At 69.8% G+C, this 17113-nt stretch carries 14 protein-coding genes; 7 read left to right on the plus strand and 7 right to left on the minus strand.

Going from position 1 to position 17113, the window contains the following annotated elements:
• Nucleotides 1–55 precede the first annotated feature (55 nt).
• From ACFFXY_RS13620 to ACFFXY_RS13630, 3 genes are all read right to left on the minus strand, one after another.
• A complete protein-coding gene (locus ACFFXY_RS13620) occupies nucleotides 56–1495 on the minus strand; it encodes a S1C family serine protease (protein ID WP_382351207.1) in 1440 nt (479 codons plus the stop codon).
• Nucleotides 1496–1671: 176 nt separating this feature from the next.
• Complete coding sequence (locus ACFFXY_RS13625; protein WP_382351210.1) at nucleotides 1672–3171, minus strand: sensor histidine kinase; 1500 nt, start codon at nucleotides 3169–3171, stop codon at nucleotides 1672–1674.
• Entirely contained in the window at nucleotides 3168–3887 is a 720-nt protein-coding gene (locus ACFFXY_RS13630) for a response regulator transcription factor (RefSeq protein ID WP_091053582.1), read from the minus strand. The genes ACFFXY_RS13625 and ACFFXY_RS13630 overlap by 4 nt, the downstream gene beginning before the upstream one ends.
• A gap of 311 nt (nucleotides 3888–4198) precedes the next feature.
• Between ACFFXY_RS13630 and ACFFXY_RS13635 the strand changes: the two genes are divergently transcribed.
• From ACFFXY_RS13635 to ACFFXY_RS13655, 5 genes are all read left to right on the plus strand, one after another.
• Nucleotides 4199–4552 carry an STAS domain-containing protein gene (locus tag ACFFXY_RS13635; RefSeq protein WP_382351214.1) on the plus strand — a complete coding sequence of 118 codons (354 nt, stop codon included), beginning with the start codon at nucleotides 4199–4201 and terminating at the stop codon, nucleotides 4550–4552.
• Nucleotides 4553–4787: 235 nt separating this feature from the next.
• Complete coding sequence (locus ACFFXY_RS13640) at nucleotides 4788–8477, plus strand: multifunctional oxoglutarate decarboxylase/oxoglutarate dehydrogenase thiamine pyrophosphate-binding subunit/dihydrolipoyllysine-residue succinyltransferase subunit (protein ID WP_382351217.1); 3690 nt, start codon at nucleotides 4788–4790, stop codon at nucleotides 8475–8477.
• A gap of 212 nt (nucleotides 8478–8689) precedes the next feature.
• The gene (locus ACFFXY_RS13645; RefSeq protein WP_382351220.1) at nucleotides 8690–10015 is read left to right on the plus strand and encodes an extracellular solute-binding protein; all 1326 of its coding nucleotides are present in this window, start codon (nucleotides 8690–8692) and stop codon (nucleotides 10013–10015) included.
• Between the two features lie 20 nt (nucleotides 10016–10035).
• Nucleotides 10036–10980 carry a carbohydrate ABC transporter permease gene (locus tag ACFFXY_RS13650; protein ID WP_382351223.1) on the plus strand — a complete coding sequence of 315 codons (945 nt, stop codon included), beginning with the start codon at nucleotides 10036–10038 and terminating at the stop codon, nucleotides 10978–10980.
• A gap of 1 nt (nucleotide 10981) precedes the next feature.
• Nucleotides 10982–11869: a carbohydrate ABC transporter permease gene (locus ACFFXY_RS13655; protein ID WP_382351226.1), complete on the plus strand. Its 888-nt coding sequence runs from the start codon at nucleotides 10982–10984 to the stop codon at nucleotides 11867–11869.
• A gap of 120 nt (nucleotides 11870–11989) precedes the next feature.
• Here ACFFXY_RS13655 and ACFFXY_RS13660 read toward each other — a convergent pair whose 3' ends face one another.
• Both ACFFXY_RS13660 and ACFFXY_RS13665 read right to left on the minus strand, forming a co-directional pair.
• A complete protein-coding gene (locus ACFFXY_RS13660; RefSeq protein WP_382351229.1) occupies nucleotides 11990–12478 on the minus strand; it encodes a hypothetical protein in 489 nt (162 codons plus the stop codon).
• A 124-nt stretch (nucleotides 12479–12602) separates the two neighbouring features.
• Nucleotides 12603–13565 carry a zinc-binding dehydrogenase gene (locus tag ACFFXY_RS13665; RefSeq protein ID WP_382351232.1) on the minus strand — a complete coding sequence of 321 codons (963 nt, stop codon included), beginning with the start codon at nucleotides 13563–13565 and terminating at the stop codon, nucleotides 12603–12605.
• A 158-nt stretch (nucleotides 13566–13723) separates the two neighbouring features.
• Between ACFFXY_RS13665 and sodN the strand changes: the two genes are divergently transcribed.
• A complete protein-coding gene (sodN, locus tag ACFFXY_RS13670) occupies nucleotides 13724–14134 on the plus strand; it encodes a superoxide dismutase, Ni (RefSeq protein ID WP_359943720.1) in 411 nt (136 codons plus the stop codon).
• A gap of 187 nt (nucleotides 14135–14321) precedes the next feature.
• Complete coding sequence (locus ACFFXY_RS13675; protein ID WP_382351235.1) at nucleotides 14322–14768, plus strand: ATP-binding protein; 447 nt, start codon at nucleotides 14322–14324, stop codon at nucleotides 14766–14768.
• A 278-nt stretch (nucleotides 14769–15046) separates the two neighbouring features.
• Here ACFFXY_RS13675 and ACFFXY_RS13680 read toward each other — a convergent pair whose 3' ends face one another.
• Together ACFFXY_RS13680 and ACFFXY_RS13685 are read right to left on the minus strand one after the other, a co-directional pair.
• Nucleotides 15047–15310, minus strand: a complete 264-nt coding sequence (locus tag ACFFXY_RS13680; protein WP_112134386.1) for a WhiB family transcriptional regulator — start codon at nucleotides 15308–15310, stop codon at nucleotides 15047–15049.
• An 840-nt stretch (nucleotides 15311–16150) separates the two neighbouring features.
• Nucleotides 16151–17107 (minus strand): diacylglycerol/lipid kinase family protein, encoded by a 957-nt coding sequence (locus ACFFXY_RS13685; RefSeq protein ID WP_382351239.1) that lies wholly within the window; start codon nucleotides 17105–17107, stop codon nucleotides 16151–16153.
• Nucleotides 17108–17113 lie beyond the last annotated feature (6 nt).

Here is a 17113-nt window from a genome sequence, read left to right on the forward strand (position 1 = left end):
CCGCGGCCCCGGGCTCTCGCCCGGGGCCGCGTCTGCGCGTGTCCGCGTTCAGGTGTCACGAGGCCGCGAGCGTCGCGTCCGCGGTCGCCTCCTGGCCGTCGCGCGTGTACGTGATGGCGACCTTCGTGCCCGAGGCCGTGCCCTGCACCGCCGCGACCACCTCGGAGGCGCTGGTGATCGGGTTGCCGTCCACGGCGGTGATGATGTCGCCCTCCTTCAGGCCCGCGGACTCGGCGGGCGAGCCGCCCTCCACGGACAGGACCATCGCGCCGTTGCCGTCGGTGTCGGCCACCGAGACCCCGAGGTAGCCCTGCTCGACCGAGCCGCCCTCGATGAGCTGCTCCACGACGCTCTGCACGGTGTTCGACGGGATCGCGAAGCCGAGGCCGATCGAGCCGGAGTCGGTGGTCGCGATCGCGGTGTTGATGCCGATGAGCTCGCCGTTGCCGTTGACGAGCGCGCCGCCGGAGTTCCCGGAGTTGATGGCCGCGTCGGTCTGGATGAGGCCGGTGAGCGTCGAGCTCGACTGCTGCTGGAAGCCCTGCTGCTCCTCGCCCGCGACGGTCATGGACCGGTCCAGGGCCGAGACGATCCCGGTGGTGACGGTCCCTTCGAGGCCCAGCGGCGAGCCGAGGGCCACGGCGGCGTCGCCGACCTGGATCGAGTCGGAGTCGCCGAACGTGATCGGCGTCAGGTTGTCCACGCCCGACACCTGGATGACCGCGAGGTCCTGGGTGGTGTCGGTGGCGATGATCTGCGCGTCGGCGGTGGTGCCGTCCGAGAAGCGGACCTCCACGGTCTGCGCGCCGTCGACCACGTGGTTGTTCGTGACGATGTAGCCGTCGTCGGAGTAGACGACGCCCGAGCCCTCCGCGGAGTCGGTGACGATCGTGACGACCGACGGGCTGACCTTGTTGACGATGTCGGTGTAGGTGAGGCCGTCCCCGGCGTTCATCGACACGGACTCGACCACGGTGGTGCCCGAGTTCCCGTCGTTGAGGAACCACCCGGCGACGCCCCCGGCGCCCCCGGCGACGAGCGCGAGGGCCAGCGCCCCGGCGACGATCCTGCCGCGGCCGCGCCGCGGCGGGGCGACGGCCGCGCCGTGGCCCTGGTACATCGGCGGGACCTGCGAGGGCTGCCAGCCAGGGGCGGGGGCGGCCATGTGCGGCGCGCCGACCGGGGCCGGTGCGGGCGCGCCCGCGGGGAGGACGCGGGTCTGGTCGGTGGCCGGGCCCTGGGGGCCCTGCGGGGCGGGCGCCTGGTGGACCGGCGGGTGGGCCGGGGCCTCCGGGTAGGCGGCGGGCGGGGCGGGCGGGAGGCTCGCCTCGGGGGCCGCGGGCGCGGCGGGGTGCTGGTCGGCGGAGGCGTGGTCGTGGAAGTGCTCGGGGAGCGGCTGGTCCGCGGCGGACGCGGCCTCAGCGGGGTTCGGAGCCCCGTCGGGGCCCTCCGGCGCGGTCCCCTCGGGGCCCTTGGTGCTCTCAGTGTTGCTCATGTAAGCAGCTTGCAGGGCCCAGCTCTCGGCCCGCTGCGAAAACGCCTTAAAACCCTTTAATGAACCGAGTCCCGCGCAGAGGCGGGCGCACTGGTCAGACGGGTCGGGCAGGCGCGGGCAAGCGCTGCCCTCGCGGAGCGCGCCTCAGAGGTTCCCAAGAATCGGCTCGGAGGGGCCTAGTCGTCCTGCTCGGCGGGCTCGGCCGCGAGGCGCACCGTGAACGCCGTGCCCTCGCCGGGCCGGGACGCGACCTGGACGGTCCCGCCGTGCGCCTTGACGATGGCCGCGACGATCGCCAGGCCCAGCCCCGAACCGGGGTGGACGACCGCGTCGGAGCGGAAGAACCGCTCGAAGACCCGGTCGGCGGTCTCCTGCTCCATGCCCGGCCCGTCGTCGGCGACGGTGAGGAGCACCGTCCCGTCCTCCGAGGCGAGCTCGACGCGCACGATCGTGCCCGCGGGCGTGTGCCGCAGCGCGTTCGACAGGAGGTTGTCGAGGACCTGCCGCATCCGGGCCCGGTCCGCGGCGACCACCGTCGCCGACCCCGGGACGCACGTGAAGCTCAGCTCGTGGTCCTCGGTCATGACCGCGTGCGCCGCGACCGCCTCGTGCGCGAGCGGCGCGAGGTCCACCGGCTCGGTCTCCACCGGCCGCTCCTGGCCCAGGCGCGCCAGGTGCAGGAGGTCGCCCACGAGCAGGCCCATGCGCTTGGCGGCCTCCTCGATCTGGCGGATGTAGTGCTGCCGGTCGGCCTCGGGCATCTGCGGGTTCGAGCGCACCAGCTCCGCGTACCCGCGCACGCTCGTCAGCGGCGTGCGCAGCTCGTGCGAGGCGTCGGCGATGAACTCGCGCATCCGCTCCTCGGAGTCGTGCGCGCGCTGCTCGGAGTACTCGCGGGCCCGAAGGGCCCCTTCGACCTTGGTGAGCATCGAGTTGATGGCCCGGCCCACCCGGCCGACCTCGGTCGCCGGGTCGTGCTCGGGGACGCGCCGCGAGTAGTTCCCCGCGGCGATCATCGCCGCGGTGTTCTCGATCTGCCGCAGCGGCGAGAGGCTCGCCCGCACCAGGCCCACGCCGATCGCCGCGAGGCCCGCGAGGACGCCCGCGCCGATGAGCAGGTCCACCCACACCAGGCCCGCGACGGTCTTGTCGAAGTGCGCGAGCTTGTACGACAGCACGTAGTAGGCGTCGCCCTGGAGGTTGTGGTCCTCGGGGTCGTACTCGGGGTCGTTGGTGCCGACCATGGACCCGGTCAGGCCCAGGACCCGCCACCGGGTGGTCCCGTCGGCCGAGAGCGCGGTGAACGCCTCCCCGTCGGCGGCCACCAGGTCCTCGTAGTCGAACACCGGGTAGTCGGCGCGGTCGGTGGGCCGGTCGAACCGGTTGCCCTCGCCGTAGAGGATCGAGAAGACGTACTGCTCGGGCCGCACGGTCGGGGTGCCCTCGTCCTCCATGTCCTCGGGGTCGAACACGTCGGGGCTGAAGTTGAGGAGCTGCGCCTCCAGCTCCTCGTCCACCGTGCCCAGGAAGTAGGAGTGCAGCGCCAGGATCGTGGACACGCTGATGAGGATGAGGGACCCGGCCACGAGGACGAGCACGGCCGCGGTGAGCCGGACCCTCAGCGGGGTGCGGTCCCACTTGTCGCGGGCGCCTTCAAGGACGCGCGGTGCGCTCAACGATGCTGCTCCCGCAGGACGTACCCGATGCCCCGGAGGGTCTGGATGAGCTTCGGCTCCCCCGTGTCGATCTTGCGCCGCAGGTACGACACGTACGACTCCACGATCCCGTCGTCGCCGCGGAAGTCGTAGCGCCACACGTGGTCGAGGATCTGCGCCTTCGACAGCACCCGCCCGGCGTTGATCATGAAGTACCGCAGCAGCTTGAACTCGGTGGGCGACAGCTGCACGGCCTTGCCCGCGCGCCACACCTCGTGCGTCTCCTCGTCGAGTTCGAGGTCCGCGTACTGGAGGCGCGAGGGCCGCGGCAGCTCGCCGGAGGAGCGGCGCAGCACCGCGCGGATGCGCGCCACGACCTCTTCGAGCGCGAACGGCTTGGTGATGTAGTCGTCGCCGCCGACCGACAGGCCCGTGACGGTGTCGGCGGTGTCGTCGCGGGCGGTGAGGAAGAGCACCGGCGTGTGGTCCGAGCCCGACCGCATCCGGCGCACCACCTCGAAGCCGTCGAAGTCCGGCAGGTTCACGTCGAGGACCACCAGGTCGGGGCGGTGGCGGGCCACCGAGCGGAGCGCCTCGTCGCCCGAGCCCACGGCGTGGACGGCGAACCCGGCGTACCGCAGCGACGTCGCGAGCAGCTCGCAGATGTTCTCGTCGTCCTCCACGACCAGGAGGGTCGCTTCGGTCTCGGCGCTCGGCTGGCTGGTCGAAAGCGGCATGTGCCTCATCTTCGCGGTCGGGGCGGGCCGGTCGGCACGACGGGCCGGTGCTCCGCTGGTCACAGGTGGTCCTGAAGCATACGCCGGGCGCCATGGCGTGCCAAGCGGTCGCGGCCCGCGCCCGCGGTGGGTGACCGTCCGCACTGATGCGGATCACGTTCGTGTGACCTTTTTCTGAAGAGTGCGTGGCTTTGCGGTCGTCCGGCGCGCGCGAGCTGTTTTCGGTCGGAGCCGTCGGATAGACTTCGTATTCCAGCCGAGTACGGCAGGTGTGCTCGGGCAAGGATCCCAACAGGGGCGAGGATCGCAATATGACGCTGTCTATCGAGACCGCCACCACCGACACCGGTGTCGTCACCGTCGAGCTCTCCGGCGAAGTCGACTACGCCACGGCGCCCCAGATCCGGGAGACGATCACCAACGCTCTCGAAGCGGGCGGCGCCACCGCCATCCGGGTCGACGTCGCGAAGGTGACGGTCCTCGACTCCACCGGCATCGGCACCATCGTCGTGGCCTACCGCATCGCCCGCGAGATGGGCGTCGCGCTGGCCGTCGTCAACCCCAACCGCTTCATCACGCGGCTGTTCACCGTCGTCGGCGCCGAGGAGCTCCTGGAGGAGCCGACCGAGACGTTCTCCGGCAAGGAGCCCAGCGCGGCGGGCTAGCGCGCGCCACCCCCGCACGCAGCGTGCCGAGAGGCTCCCGCAGGGCGCACCGCGCCGGTGTGTCGAAACAGACTTCCACCCGTATCCACCTGCTGCGCAGCACATACGCGACGGTCCTAGTGACCGGACCCGCAACGGCGTTACCGGTACTACAGTTCCTCCCCCTCCCGGTTACCCTTGAGTCCGGGGACTGCCGTCCCCGTCCACGCAGCGTCAAAGAAGAGGCGATTCAGTCGTGTCGAGTGCGACTCCGGGCAATCCGCTGACCGATTTCGGTGCCAATGAGTGGCTGGTCAACGAGATGTACGAGCGATACCGCGAAAACCCCGACAGTGTGAGCGCCGGGTGGCGCGAGTTCTTCGGGGGCGATCCGACGACCGCGCACCTCAACGGCGGGAAGCCGGCCGCGCAGGCCGCTCCCGAGCCGGCGGCTGCCGCACCGGCCCCCGTCAAGGCCGAGCCGGTCGCGCAGGCCGCGCCGCCGGTCGCGGCGGAGCCCGTGAAGCCCGCGCCCGCTGCCGTGGCACCCGAAGCTTCGACCGAGAAGGCGACCCCAGACGTGAACGAACCCGGTACCAAGCCGCTCAAAGGCGTCGCGGCCAAGGTAGCCCAGAACATGGACGCGTCCCTGGAGATCCCGACGGCCACGTCCGTCCGCGCGGTCCCCGCGAAGCTCCTGTTCGACAACCGGATCGTCATCAACAACCACCTCAAGCGCGGCCAGGGCGGGAAGGTCTCCTTCACGCACCTCATCGGCTACGCGCTGGTGCAGGCGGTCAAGGCCCACCCGGGCATGAACGCCTCCTACAAGGTGGTCGACGGCAAGCCGCAGCTCGTCACCCCCGAGCACGTCAACCTGGGGCTGGCGATCGACCTCGCCAAGCCCGACGGCTCGCGCACCCTCGTGGTGCCGTCCATCAAGAACACCGAGACCATGGACTTCCGCGAGTTCTGGCAGGCCTACGAGGACCTGGTCCGCAAGGCCCGCAACGGGAAGCTCACGATGGAGGACCACGCCGGGGCGACGCTCACGCTGACGAACCCGGGCGGCATCGGCACCGTCCACTCCGTCCCGCGCCTGATGAAGGGCCAGGGCCTCATCGTCGGCGTCGGCGCCATGGAGGTGCCCGCGGAGTTCGCCGGGGCCTCCGACGAGACCCTCTCGGACCTGGGCGTCTCCCGGATCATGACGGTCACCTCGACGTACGACCACCGGATCATCCAGGGCGCCGAGTCCGGCCAGTTCCTGGCGACCCTCCACAAGCTCCTGCTCGGCGACGGCTTCTTCGACGAGGTCTTCCGCTCGCTGCTCATCCCGTACGAGCCGGTCCGCTGGGTCCGCGACGTGTCGAAGACCCACGAGGGCCAGATCGACAAGAACGCGCGCGTCATCGAGCTCATCCACGCGTACCGGGTCCGCGGCCACCTCATGGCCGACACGAACCCGCTGCACTACGAGATCCGCCGCCACCCCGACCTCGACATCCTGTCGCACGGCCTCACCCTGTGGGACCTCGACCGGACGTTCCCCGTCGGCGGCTTCGCGGGCCAGCAGCGCATGAAGCTGCGCGACATCCTCGGCGTCCTGCGCGACTCCTACTGCCGCCGCATCGGCGTGGAGTACATGCACATCCAGGACCCGGAGGAGCGCGCCTGGCTCCAGCGGCGCATCGAGGTCCCCTTCGAGAAGCCGAAGGTCGAGGAGCAGAAGCACATCCTGGGCCGCCTCAACGCCGCCGAGGCGTTCGAGACGTTCCTCCAGACGAAGTTCGTGGGCCAGAAGCGGTTCAGCCTCGAAGGCGGCGAGTCGCTCATCCCGCTGCTCGACCGCATCCTCAACGAGGCCGCGGGCGCCGAGCTCGACGAGGTCGTCATCGGGATGCCCCACCGCGGGCGCCTGAACGTCCTCGCGAACATCGTCGGTAAGAAGCTCTCCAAGATCTTCACCGAGTTCGAGGGGCACATCGACCCCAAGAGCATCGGCGGCTCCGGCGACGTCAAGTACCACCTGGGCCTCAAGGGCCGGTTCACGTCCCCGAACGGCCGCGACGGCATCACGGTCTCCGTGGCCGCCAACCCGTCCCACCTCGAAGCGGTGAACCCGGTCCTCGAAGGCGTCGTGCGCGCCAAGCAGGACCGCCTCAACCTCGGCGAGGAGGGCTTCACGGTCCTGCCCGTCGCCATCCACGGCGACGCGGCGTTCGCGGGCCAGGGCGTGGTCGCCGAGACCCTGAACCTGTCGCAGCTGCGCGGCTACCGCACCGGCGGCACCGTCCACGCCGTCGTCAACAACCAGGTCGGCTTCACCACCGCGCCCGCGCACTCGCGCTCGTCGCTGTACTGCACCGACGTGGCCCGCATGATCCAGGCGCCGATCTTCCACGTCAACGGCGACGACCCCGAGGCCGTCACCGAGGTCGCCAAGCTCGCGTTCGCCTACCGGCAGCAGTTCCGCAAGGACGTCGTCATCGACATGGTCTGCTACCGCCGCCGCGGCCACAACGAGGGCGACGACCCGAAGATGACCAACCCGGAGATGTACCAGGTCATCGACGCGAAGCAGTCGGTCCGCAAGCTGTACACCCGCGCGCTCATCGGCCGCGGCGACATCACCATGGAGGACGCCGAGGAGTCCCTGGCGGACTACCAGGCGCAGCTGGAGCGGATCTTCCGCGAGACCAAGGAGGCCCTGGCCGGGCAGACCGGCCCGCTGCCGTGGCGCCACCAGCCCGAGCCGGTCGCCGACATCGACACGTCCGTGGACGCCGAGACGATCGCCATGATCGGCAAGGCCCACACCACGCTCCCCGACGGCTTCGCGCCGCACAAGGCCGTGCGCCGCGTGCTGGAGAAGCGCAGCGAGATGTCCACCTCCGGCAGCGTCGACTGGGCCTTCGCCGAGACGCTCGCGTTCGGCTCGCTCCTCATGCAGGGCAAGGCCGTCCGCCTCGCCGGGCAGGACTCGCGCCGCGGCACCTTCGTGCAGCGCCACTCCGTGGTCATCGACCAGGAGACCGGCGGCGAGTACACGCCGCTGTCGAACCTGGGCGAGCACACCGCCAAGTACTTCGTGTACGACTCGCTGCTCAGCGAGTACGCCGCGCTCGGCTTCGAGTACGGCTACTCGGTGGAGAACCCCGAGATGCTGGTCCTGTGGGAGGCCCAGTTCGGCGACTTCGTCGACGGCGCCCAGACCGTCATCGACGAGTTCATCTCCTCCGGCGAGGCCAAGTGGGGCCAGCACTCCAGCGTCTCGCTGCTGCTGCCGCACGGCCACGAGGGCGCCGGCCCGGACCACACCTCCGGGCGCATCGAGCGCTTCCTCCAGCTGTGCGCCGACGAGAACATGCGCGTGGTCAACTCCACGAGCCCGGCGAACTACTTCCACCTGCTGCGCCGCCAGGGCCTCGACCCGGTCAAGAAGCCCCTCGTGGTCTTCACGCCGAAGTCGCTGCTGCGCCACAAGGCCGCCGTCAGCCAGCTGGAGGAGTTCACCACCGGCCGCTTCCAGCCCGTCCTCGGCGACCCGGCGCTCGCGTCCGGCGAGATCCGCGCCGAGAACGTCAAGCGCGTGCTCCTGTGCTCCGGCAAGGTCTACTACGACCTGGCCGCGGCCCGGGCCGCCCGCGGCGTCACCGACACCGCGATCCTCCGCGTCGAGCAGCTGTACCCGCTGCCCGCCGAGGAGCTCAAGGCCGCGCTCGGCGCGTTCCCGAACGCCGTCGAGACCGCCTGGGTCCAGGAGGAGCCCGCGAACCAGGGCGCGTGGTCGTTCATCGCGCTCAACCTGCTGGAGCAGCTCGGCGGGGTCCACCTGCGCCGCATCTCCCGCCCGGCCGCCGCCGCGCCGTCCACCGGCTCGCCGAAGGTCCACGAGGTCGAGCAGCAGGCGCTCATCGACGTCGCGGTCCCGCAGCCGCAGTAAACGACGAGAACCGAAGGGGGAGGCCGTTCCCGGCCTCCCCCTTTCGGCGTCCCCGGGGCCGCGTGCGGCGCCCCGGGGAAAACAAGTTGCGCATCGGTAGCGCTTCCATGTATGCGCACTCTTGACTCCTTCGATGAGACCGATAACAATGGCGGAACGGCTCACCCTTCGATCGGCCGTCCCGACAAAGATCACATTGGAGTGATGCATAGATGCCGAACCATCCCCCGCCGCCTGGAGCGGTCTCCAGGCGGGCGCTCCTCACCGGGACGGCGGCCGCCGCGGGCCTGGGCCTCACCGGATGCGGCTCCCTCGCGGTCTCGCTCAGCGACAAGACCGTCGTCAAGCAGTGGAACCTCCTCGCCGGCGCCGACGGCGCCATCATGACCGACCTGCACACCCGCTTCGAGGACGAGCACCCCGACATCGACCTCCAGGCCACCACCCTCGGCTGGGGCACCCCGTTCTACACCCGGATCGTCATGGGCGCCTCCGGCGGCAACGGCGCCGACGTCGCCACCGCCCACGTCTCCCGCATCAAGAGCCTCTCCCCCGCCACCCTCCTCGACCCCTACGACCTCCAGGAGGTCGAGGACGCCGGGCTCGACCCCGACGCGTTCCCCGCCGAGATCTGGGAGAAGTGCTCCGTCGACGGCGACCTGTACGCCATCCCGCTCGACACGCACGCCCTCGTCAACTACTACAACCGCTCGATCTGCGAGCAGATCGGCGCCCTCAACCCCGACCGGACCCTCCTGGAGACCCAGGGCCGCGAAGACTACTTCGACCTCCTCCGCGAGGCCAAGGCCGTCACCGGCGAGTACGGCACCTCGCTCGACACCTTCGGCGGCTGGCGGCAGTTCTGGGCCTGGTACCGCCAGGCCGACGGCGAGATGACCTTCGGCGACGGCGACTACGAGATGGACGACGACAAGGCGCTCCAGGCCATCGAGACCATGTACCTCATGGCCGAGGAGGGCCTGTGCCCCACCTTCGCCGACGGCGCCCAGTGCGCCGCCAACTTCGAGAACGGCGCCGCCGGGTTCGTCCAGGTCGGCAACTGGGAGATCACCCGCTTCCGGGCCTTCGACGAGGCCCAGGGCCTCGACTTCTCCATGGCCGAGATGCCCGACTTCTACGGCAACCGCCGCACCCAGGGCGACAGCCACTCCTTCGTCCTCCCCCACCACAACCAGTGGGACCCCGAGGTCCGCCGGGCCACCATAGCCTACGTGGCCTTCATGATCCAGAACTCCTTCGACTGGGGGGCCGGGGCCGGGCACACCCCCGCCTACCTGCCCGTCACCGAGAGCCCCGAGTACCAGGCCCTGGAGCCGAACGCGGAGTACTCCGGGGTCGTCGACAACGTCCAGCTCGACCCGGACGTGTGGTTCTCCGGCTCCGGCGCCCGGCTCTTCGACGAGTCCGGCTCCGTGTTCCAGCAGGTCTACAGCCTGGCACTGAACCCCGAGGAGGCGCTGGCGCTGCTCAAGGAGCGGATCCAGGACCTCGTCTCGCTCCCGAACCCGGTCGATTGAAACGATCCAAGGATCTCCCCATGACTGCGCAAACCGAGACGCCCGCCGAGGCGCAGGCCGCGACGACGCGGCCCCCGAGCACCCCGAACGCCAAGCGGCGCGACTGGACCGGACTGTGGTTCGTCCTCCCGTTCTTCGCCGCCTACGCGCTCTTCCTGATCTGGCCGACCGTCCTCGGCCTCTACTACTCCTTCACCGACAAGTCGATCACCGGCCGCACCCCCAGCTGGGTGGGCCTGGACAACTGGGCCGAGGCGTTCGCCGACGACCGCGCCTGGAACGCCCTGTGGAACACCGCGGTGTTCACGCTGTACTCGACGCCGCCGCTGGTGGTCCTCGCGATCGTCTTCGCGCTGCTGGCGAACCGGGCCCGCCGGGCCGGGTGGTTCCTGCGCCTGGCGTTCTTCGCGCCGTTCGTCGTCCCCGTCTCGGTCGTCACGACCATCTGGACGTGGATCTACCAGCCCGACGGGGGCCTGCTCAACCACTACCTGGAGCTGTTCGGGATCCAGAGCCCGGACACCCCGACGATCTGGCTCCAGGACGAGCACCGCGCCATGTGGGCCGTGGTCATCACGACCGTGTGGTGGACGCTCGGCTTCAACTTCCTGCTGTACCTGGCGGCGCTCCAGACGATCCCGCAGGACGTCTACGAGGCGTCGGCGATCGACGGCGCCGGCTGGTTCCGGCAGCTGCGCAGCATCACGCTCCCGCTGCTCAGCCGCACCACGGGCCTGGTGATCACGCTCCAGCTGATCGCGTCCCTGCGCATCTTCGACCAGATGTACCTCATGACCGGCGGCGGCCCGAACCGGGCCACCGAGGTCGCCATCCACTACATCTACATCGCGGGCTTCGAGGGCTACCGGATCGGCTACGCGTCCGCGCTGTCGTACGTCCTGTTCGTGCTCATCCTGCTCGTCTCGATCGTCCAGTTCCGGCTGTTCTCACGGAAGGGGGCCTGACATGACCGCAGTGCTCGACAAGCCCGCCGAAGCGCCCGCGCAGGAGCCCCCGCGCCGTCGCAGGTTCAAGCGCCCGTCCGTGGGCGCGGTCATCGTGTACGTCGCGGTGGTGCTGCTCGCGGTCCTGTGGCTGCTGCCGCTGCTGTGGGCCCTGTCCACGTCGCTGAAGACCGAGACCGAGGCGAGCCTCGGCCAGGACGTGCACTGGATTCCGCGCGACTGGTCGCTGGAGGGCTACCGCACCCTGTTCCAGCAGGGCGACCACCTGGTGTGGATGGTGAACTCGACCGTGGTGTCCACGATCGTCACGGTCCTGACGCTGGTCCTGTGCGTCCTCGCGGCGTACGGGTTCTCGCGGTTCGACTTCCCGGGGAAGAACGTGGTCTTCGGGATCATCATCGCGGGCCTCATGGTCCCCGGCCAGGCGCTCATCATCCCGCTGTTCGACATCGTGGGCTTCCTCAACCTGTCGAACACGTACTGGGGGCTGGCGCTCCCGCAGGTGGTCGCGCCGGTCATGGTGTTCATCCTGAAGCGGTTCTTCGACGCGGTCCCCCGCGACTACGAGGAGGCCGCGAAGATCGACGGCGCCGGGCACCTGCGGGTGCTGTGGAGCGTCATCCTGCCGCTGTCGGGGCCGATCCTCGCGGCGGTCGGGATCTTCACGTTCATCGGCTCGTGGAACAACTTCCTGTGGCCGCTGCTGGTCGCCACCGACCCGTCGATGATGACCCTCCCGGTCGGCCTCGGCGTGGTCACGGGCGGGTACGGCCTGCTGTACGCGCAGAACATGGCGTCCGCGGTCGTGGGCGCGCTGCCGCTGCTGGTGGTGTTCATGATCTTCCAGAAGCAGATCGTGAACGGCGTGGCGGGCGTGGGCCTGAAGTAGCGCACGTGGACGGGGCCCGGAATCGAGTTCCGGGCCCCGTCGTCGTTCGTCTCTCAGAGCGGTCCCCGCGTGCTCCAGCGGTCGCCGCTCACTCCGGCACTGCCGTCAGATCCGGTCCCTTCATAGAACCCCCTCCTTGACGAGGCACGACGCCGGGCTGTAGCCGACGGTGTCGCCCGACTGGACCCTGATCCACTCGGTCTCCCAGCGCAGGCCCGCGCAGCCGATGGTCCTGCCGCCCTGGGTCGGCTCGCACGCGCCGTTGACCTCGGTCTTGTTGTGCAGCCGGAGCAGGCGCCGCGCGCCCATGTCGGTCTCGGTGAACACCGAGACCCCGAACGTGGCCTTCACCGTGTACTTGCACGACAGGTCCTGCTCGTGGGTCCAGCCCTCGGAGAGGATGGCGTGCTGCGCCGCGATCGGGCGGGCCTCGGTGCCGGCGGCCCCGGCCGCCTCGGAGGCCGAGCTCTCGCCGTTCCTCGCCAGTGCGATGGCGACGACCATGATCGCCGCCGCGATCGCGACCCTGACCAGGATCTTCCTGGTCACGGTCCACGTGCTTCCGGCGGCGGACTTGATGCCGCCCTTGACCCGTCCCATTACCGACATGGCCGCTGCTCCCTGCTTTCGGAGTGACCTCCATTACAGGGTGGGGGCAGCCGGGACCGGCCGCGGGAGAACCCCGCAGAAACCGGCCCCACTGTCGTACTTACGACGCTGTCGCGCGGGGGCCTCAGCCGTTGGCGACGACGACCTTCCCGAACGCGTCGCCCGAGGCCAGGCGGCGCAGGGCCTGTTCGGCGTCGGGGAGGGCGTGCACGGAGTCGATGACGGGCTTGAGGCCGCTCTCGGCGCAGAACAGGAGCAGTTCCCGCAGCTCGGTGAGGGTGCCCATGGTCGAGCCGACGATCTCCAGCTGCTTGAAGAAGACGTGCCGCATGTCCACTTCCGCGACGGGCCCGCCGGTGACGCCGCAGTTGACGAGGCGCCCGCCGGGCTTGAGGGACTTGATCGAGTGCGCCATGACGGGCGCGCCGACCGAGTCGACGACGACGTCCACGCGCTCGGGCAGGCGGCCCCCGGCCTCGACGGGCACGGCCCCGAGCGCTTCGGCCTTCTCGCGCCGCTCGGGGGTGCGCCCGGTGGCGTACACGCGGGCGCCGAGGGCCCCGGCGAGGACGATCGCGGCGGTGGCGACGCCGCCGCCGGTGCCCTGCACCAGGACGGCCCCGTCGGCGCCGAGGCGGCCGCGGGAGGTGAGCATCCGCCAGGCCGTGAGGTACGCGGTCGGCAGGCACGCGGCCTCGGCGGCGGTCCAGCCCTTCGGCACGGGCACGAGGTTGCGGGCGGGCACCGAGACGTACTCCGCGAGCGTCCCGGGGTGGAGCTCTGAGAGCAGGGTGCGCTTGGGATCGAGGGTCTCGTCGTCGAGCGAGGGGTCGGCGATGACGGGGTAGACGACGACCTCGTCGCCGTCGTCGGTGCGCCCCACGGCGTCGGTGCCGAGGATCATCGGGGTCTGCTCGGCGCGCAGGCCGACTCCGGCGAGGGACCAGAGGTCGTGGTGGTTGATCGAGGCCGCGACGAGTTCGACGCGGGTCCAGTCCTCCGGCACCGCCGGGGGTTCGATCTCACCCACCGAGAGCGCGTCGAACGGGTCCTCGGGATTCACGTTGCGGGCGTAAGCGGCGAGCATCGGGACTGACCTCCGTCTCGTTGTTTTCACTGTCCACCATGGTGTTCTGTGAGCAGCGCTGTCGCGTACCCAACTCTAGGGGCCGGGCCAAATGGGGCGGCCGGAGAGGTAGGGTCGGCGGTGGAATCACAACCCACTGAAGGAAGCTGGAGGGGCGCATGTTCAAGCCTCTGTTCAAGCGGCTGCTGCCGCAGATCTCGGCTTCCGCTCACTGCGACCTGCCGTGCGGGGTCTACGACCCCGCCCAGGCCCGCATCGAAGCGGAGTCGGTCAAGGCCATCTGCGAGAAGTACCAGGCCAACGAGGACCCTGAGTTCCGCACCCGGGCCCTGATCATCAAGGAGCAGCGCTCGAACCTGGTCAAGGAGCACCTGTGGGTGCTGTGGACCGACTACTTCAAGCCGCCGCACTTCGAGAAGTACCCGCAGCTCCACACCCTCGTGAACGAGGCGACGAAGCTCGCGGGCGCCTCGGGCGCCAAGGGCTCGGCCGACCCGAAGGTCGCCGAGGAGCTGCTGGCGAAGATCGACCAGATCGCCGAGATCTTCTGGGAGACCAAGAAGGCCTAGCGCCTTCGCGAATCGTGTGGAGCGCCCCCGTCCCGAGCCGCGGGAGGGGGCGCTTCTCCGTTCGGGCCGTCCCCGCGAGTGGGATTTCGCCCGGGGTGTTCCGCACCCGGGCCGCGGTCCGATTATCCTTTGCAGCGAGAGGGGTCCGCGGTCTCGGGCTCCTCGGTCACAGGAAGCGGTTATGCCGGTGAGCGATGAGCGCGACGACGTGCTGCTGCTCGACGTCCCCTCGACGGGCGACTACCTGTCGGTGCTGCCGACCGCGACCGCGGCGGTGGCGACCCGCCTCGGGTTCTCGCTCGACGAGATCGAGGACCTGCGGGCGGCGGTGAACGCCGCCGTGGCGCTCCTGATCCCGCCCGACCCCGGCCGTCCCCGGCCGTTCCGCCGCAAGGGCGGCGACGAGCCCCTCAAGTGCCGCCTGGAAGTGGGCGAGGAGGCCCTCCAGATCGTCCTCAGCCGCCCCAAGGGCGAGCCCCTCCCCGACGCCGGGTCCTACCAGTGGCAGGTCCTCAGGGCCCTCACCGACGAGGTCGAGGCCGAGGTCCACGACGCCACCACCACGATCCGCATCCGCCAGCGCCGCCCCGCCACGGAGGCCGACGCCGACACCGAGCGCCACCAGATCCACTAGCGCCCGCCGCCGCCCCGCGGAATGTCATACCCCTCCGGCACTATCGAGACCGGGGGCCCTTCCCAGCGCCGGAGCCCGGCCGTTGCGATGCCTCCGGAGCACTGGGATGTCATACCCCTCGGGAACCATTGAAAACCGGGGGCCCACCCCACCGCCTTCGGCGGGCCGTCAGCGTGTCCGGGGCCGGACAAGCTTGAAGGCCCGGCGGGCGGCCGGGCCTTCCAAGCTTCTGTTGTCGCAAATTCGAGGGATGGGTTACATCAAGGGATTGCGCAGTACTAGCCGACGACCTGGGTGGCGAGCGTGCGCAGCGCACCGGAGCGGCGCTTCACCTCGCGGCGCTCGATCTCGCTCATGCCGCCCCACACGCCCGCGTCCTGACCGCTTTCGAGCGCCCACCGCAGGCACTCCTCGGTCACGGGGCAGCGCCGGCAGACGTTCTTGGCCTGCTCGATCTGTACCAGTGCCGGACCGGTGTCCCCGATGGGGAAGAACAGCTCGGGGTCCTCGTCGCGGCAGATGGCCTCGTGGCGCCAATCCATCAAAACATCTCCTTGCTAAGCATCAAGCATCTTGCTTTCACGGTGTTATGAGTCAGTTCTTGTGTTCGGGCGTCGCGGGCCGCTGGGGCCACGCGCCGGGCGTTCAGGTCGCGCTCCGCTCGCACGCCGAACCGTGTTCCGCCGGGCGTGAAGCCGCGGCGGTCGCACCACACGGAAGGGGCGCTGACGGGCACTCGGCACGGATCGCGGTTCCCCGTAAAGGGAATCGTTGTCACCGCGGGCTCGGAATGCCCTCGCGTCGCGCCAGCACCGTTGCTGAACGCTCTGGGCCGGGGGGCACACCCGCCTACGGCGTCGGCCGCCCAAATGGCGACTGCAAACTTACAGCTCCGCGAGCGGATCTGCGACAAGTCCGCACCGTGACCCGGGCCCTTGTGAATACTTTCACAAGGTTGTGCTTTGTCAAGGGTTCGACTCCGGAAATGAGCACGAAGTGAGTGAACTCACCGTGCTACCTCGAAGAAGACTCCGGGAACTCGTTCCGCCGTGTCGCGGGGACCCCTACCGCGGGCCCTCGTGCGACACCCGCCACACGTTCCCTCCGCGCGAGCCGAAGCCGTTGTCCGGCTTGCAGGCTTCGTAAAGGAGGGGGTCGGTGACAGCCAGTCGAACCGGTTTGACACACTGGTACTCAAGGTTGGCAGACACACCTGCTAGGAAAGTCCGCCAGGGCAGAAGTACCCACAACGCCCGGTCTATACGCACCGAAAAGACGATATTCGGTTGTAAGTCTCACGCCGTCCCGGAAGGGATGGCGAAATCAACCTTGCCTGCTCACGGGCGACTTGTCAACACCCACCTAGAGGTTTTCCCAAGTTGTTAGCAGGCCACCCGCAGCGCCTTCGGCACCGAGCCGAGTTCGAGTTCGGTGCGCTCTCCGAGATAATCCCCGTCGAGCTGGAACGCCTGCGGGAGCGACGCGCGCAACCGGATCCTGGAGAGATCGTGATGCGTCACCGCGTGCTTCCCGTCGGGTCCGTCACGTCCCACCAGCAGTGAAGCGGCGGTCCGAGCGGCGTCCGACAAACCCAGTTTACGCAGAATCAGGACATCAAGTCCAGCATTAAAGGACGCCCGCGCGTTGAGATTCACCGGAAGGGCGCCGAGGTACGTCCACGGTGCGCAGTTCTGCACCACGACCATCCCGGTCGATTCGATCTCCTCACCCGTGGACAACTCCACTTCGATCGAATCCCCTTCCACACCATGCTCATTCAGTTCCGCCATGACGGCGCGGGCGTAGTGCGCGCCGAGATTGCGCTTCTTGCGGTACGACTCGACCTTCTTGATGATCGACGCGTCCCAGCCGAGCCCGGCGCAGAACGTGAACAGCCGGTCGACCCCTTCCCCCTGCGCGCGACCGAGACTGACGGTCCGGGTGCGCGGCGAGTCCACCAGCGCCGACACGATCGCCATCGACGCGCGGCGCCGGTCCCACGGCAGGCCGAGAGCCCGCGCGAACACGTTCGTCGAACCGGCCGGGATCGGCGCGAACACCGGGGCCTCCTCGGCGGGCCGCCCGTCGGCGACCAGGCCGTTCACGACCTCGTTGACCGTGCCGTCGCCGCCGAGGCTCAGGACCACGTCGTACCCGGCGTCGGCACCGCGGCGGGCGAGCTCCTCGCCGTGGCCGCGCCCTTCGGTCTTCTGCACCGTCAGGTCCAGCACCTGGTCGAGCTTTTTCACGACCCAGCGCGTGCGGCGGCGCGAGCCGGTGGAGGCCTTCGGGTTCACGATGAGCAGGCCGCGCTGTGGCGCTGCTTTCAGGTCGCGCATAGGCGC

Origin of the sequence: Glycomyces mayteni (assembly GCF_042428885.1) — a bacterium.
Lineage (GTDB): Bacteria > Actinomycetota > Actinomycetes > Mycobacteriales > Micromonosporaceae > Glycomyces > Glycomyces mayteni.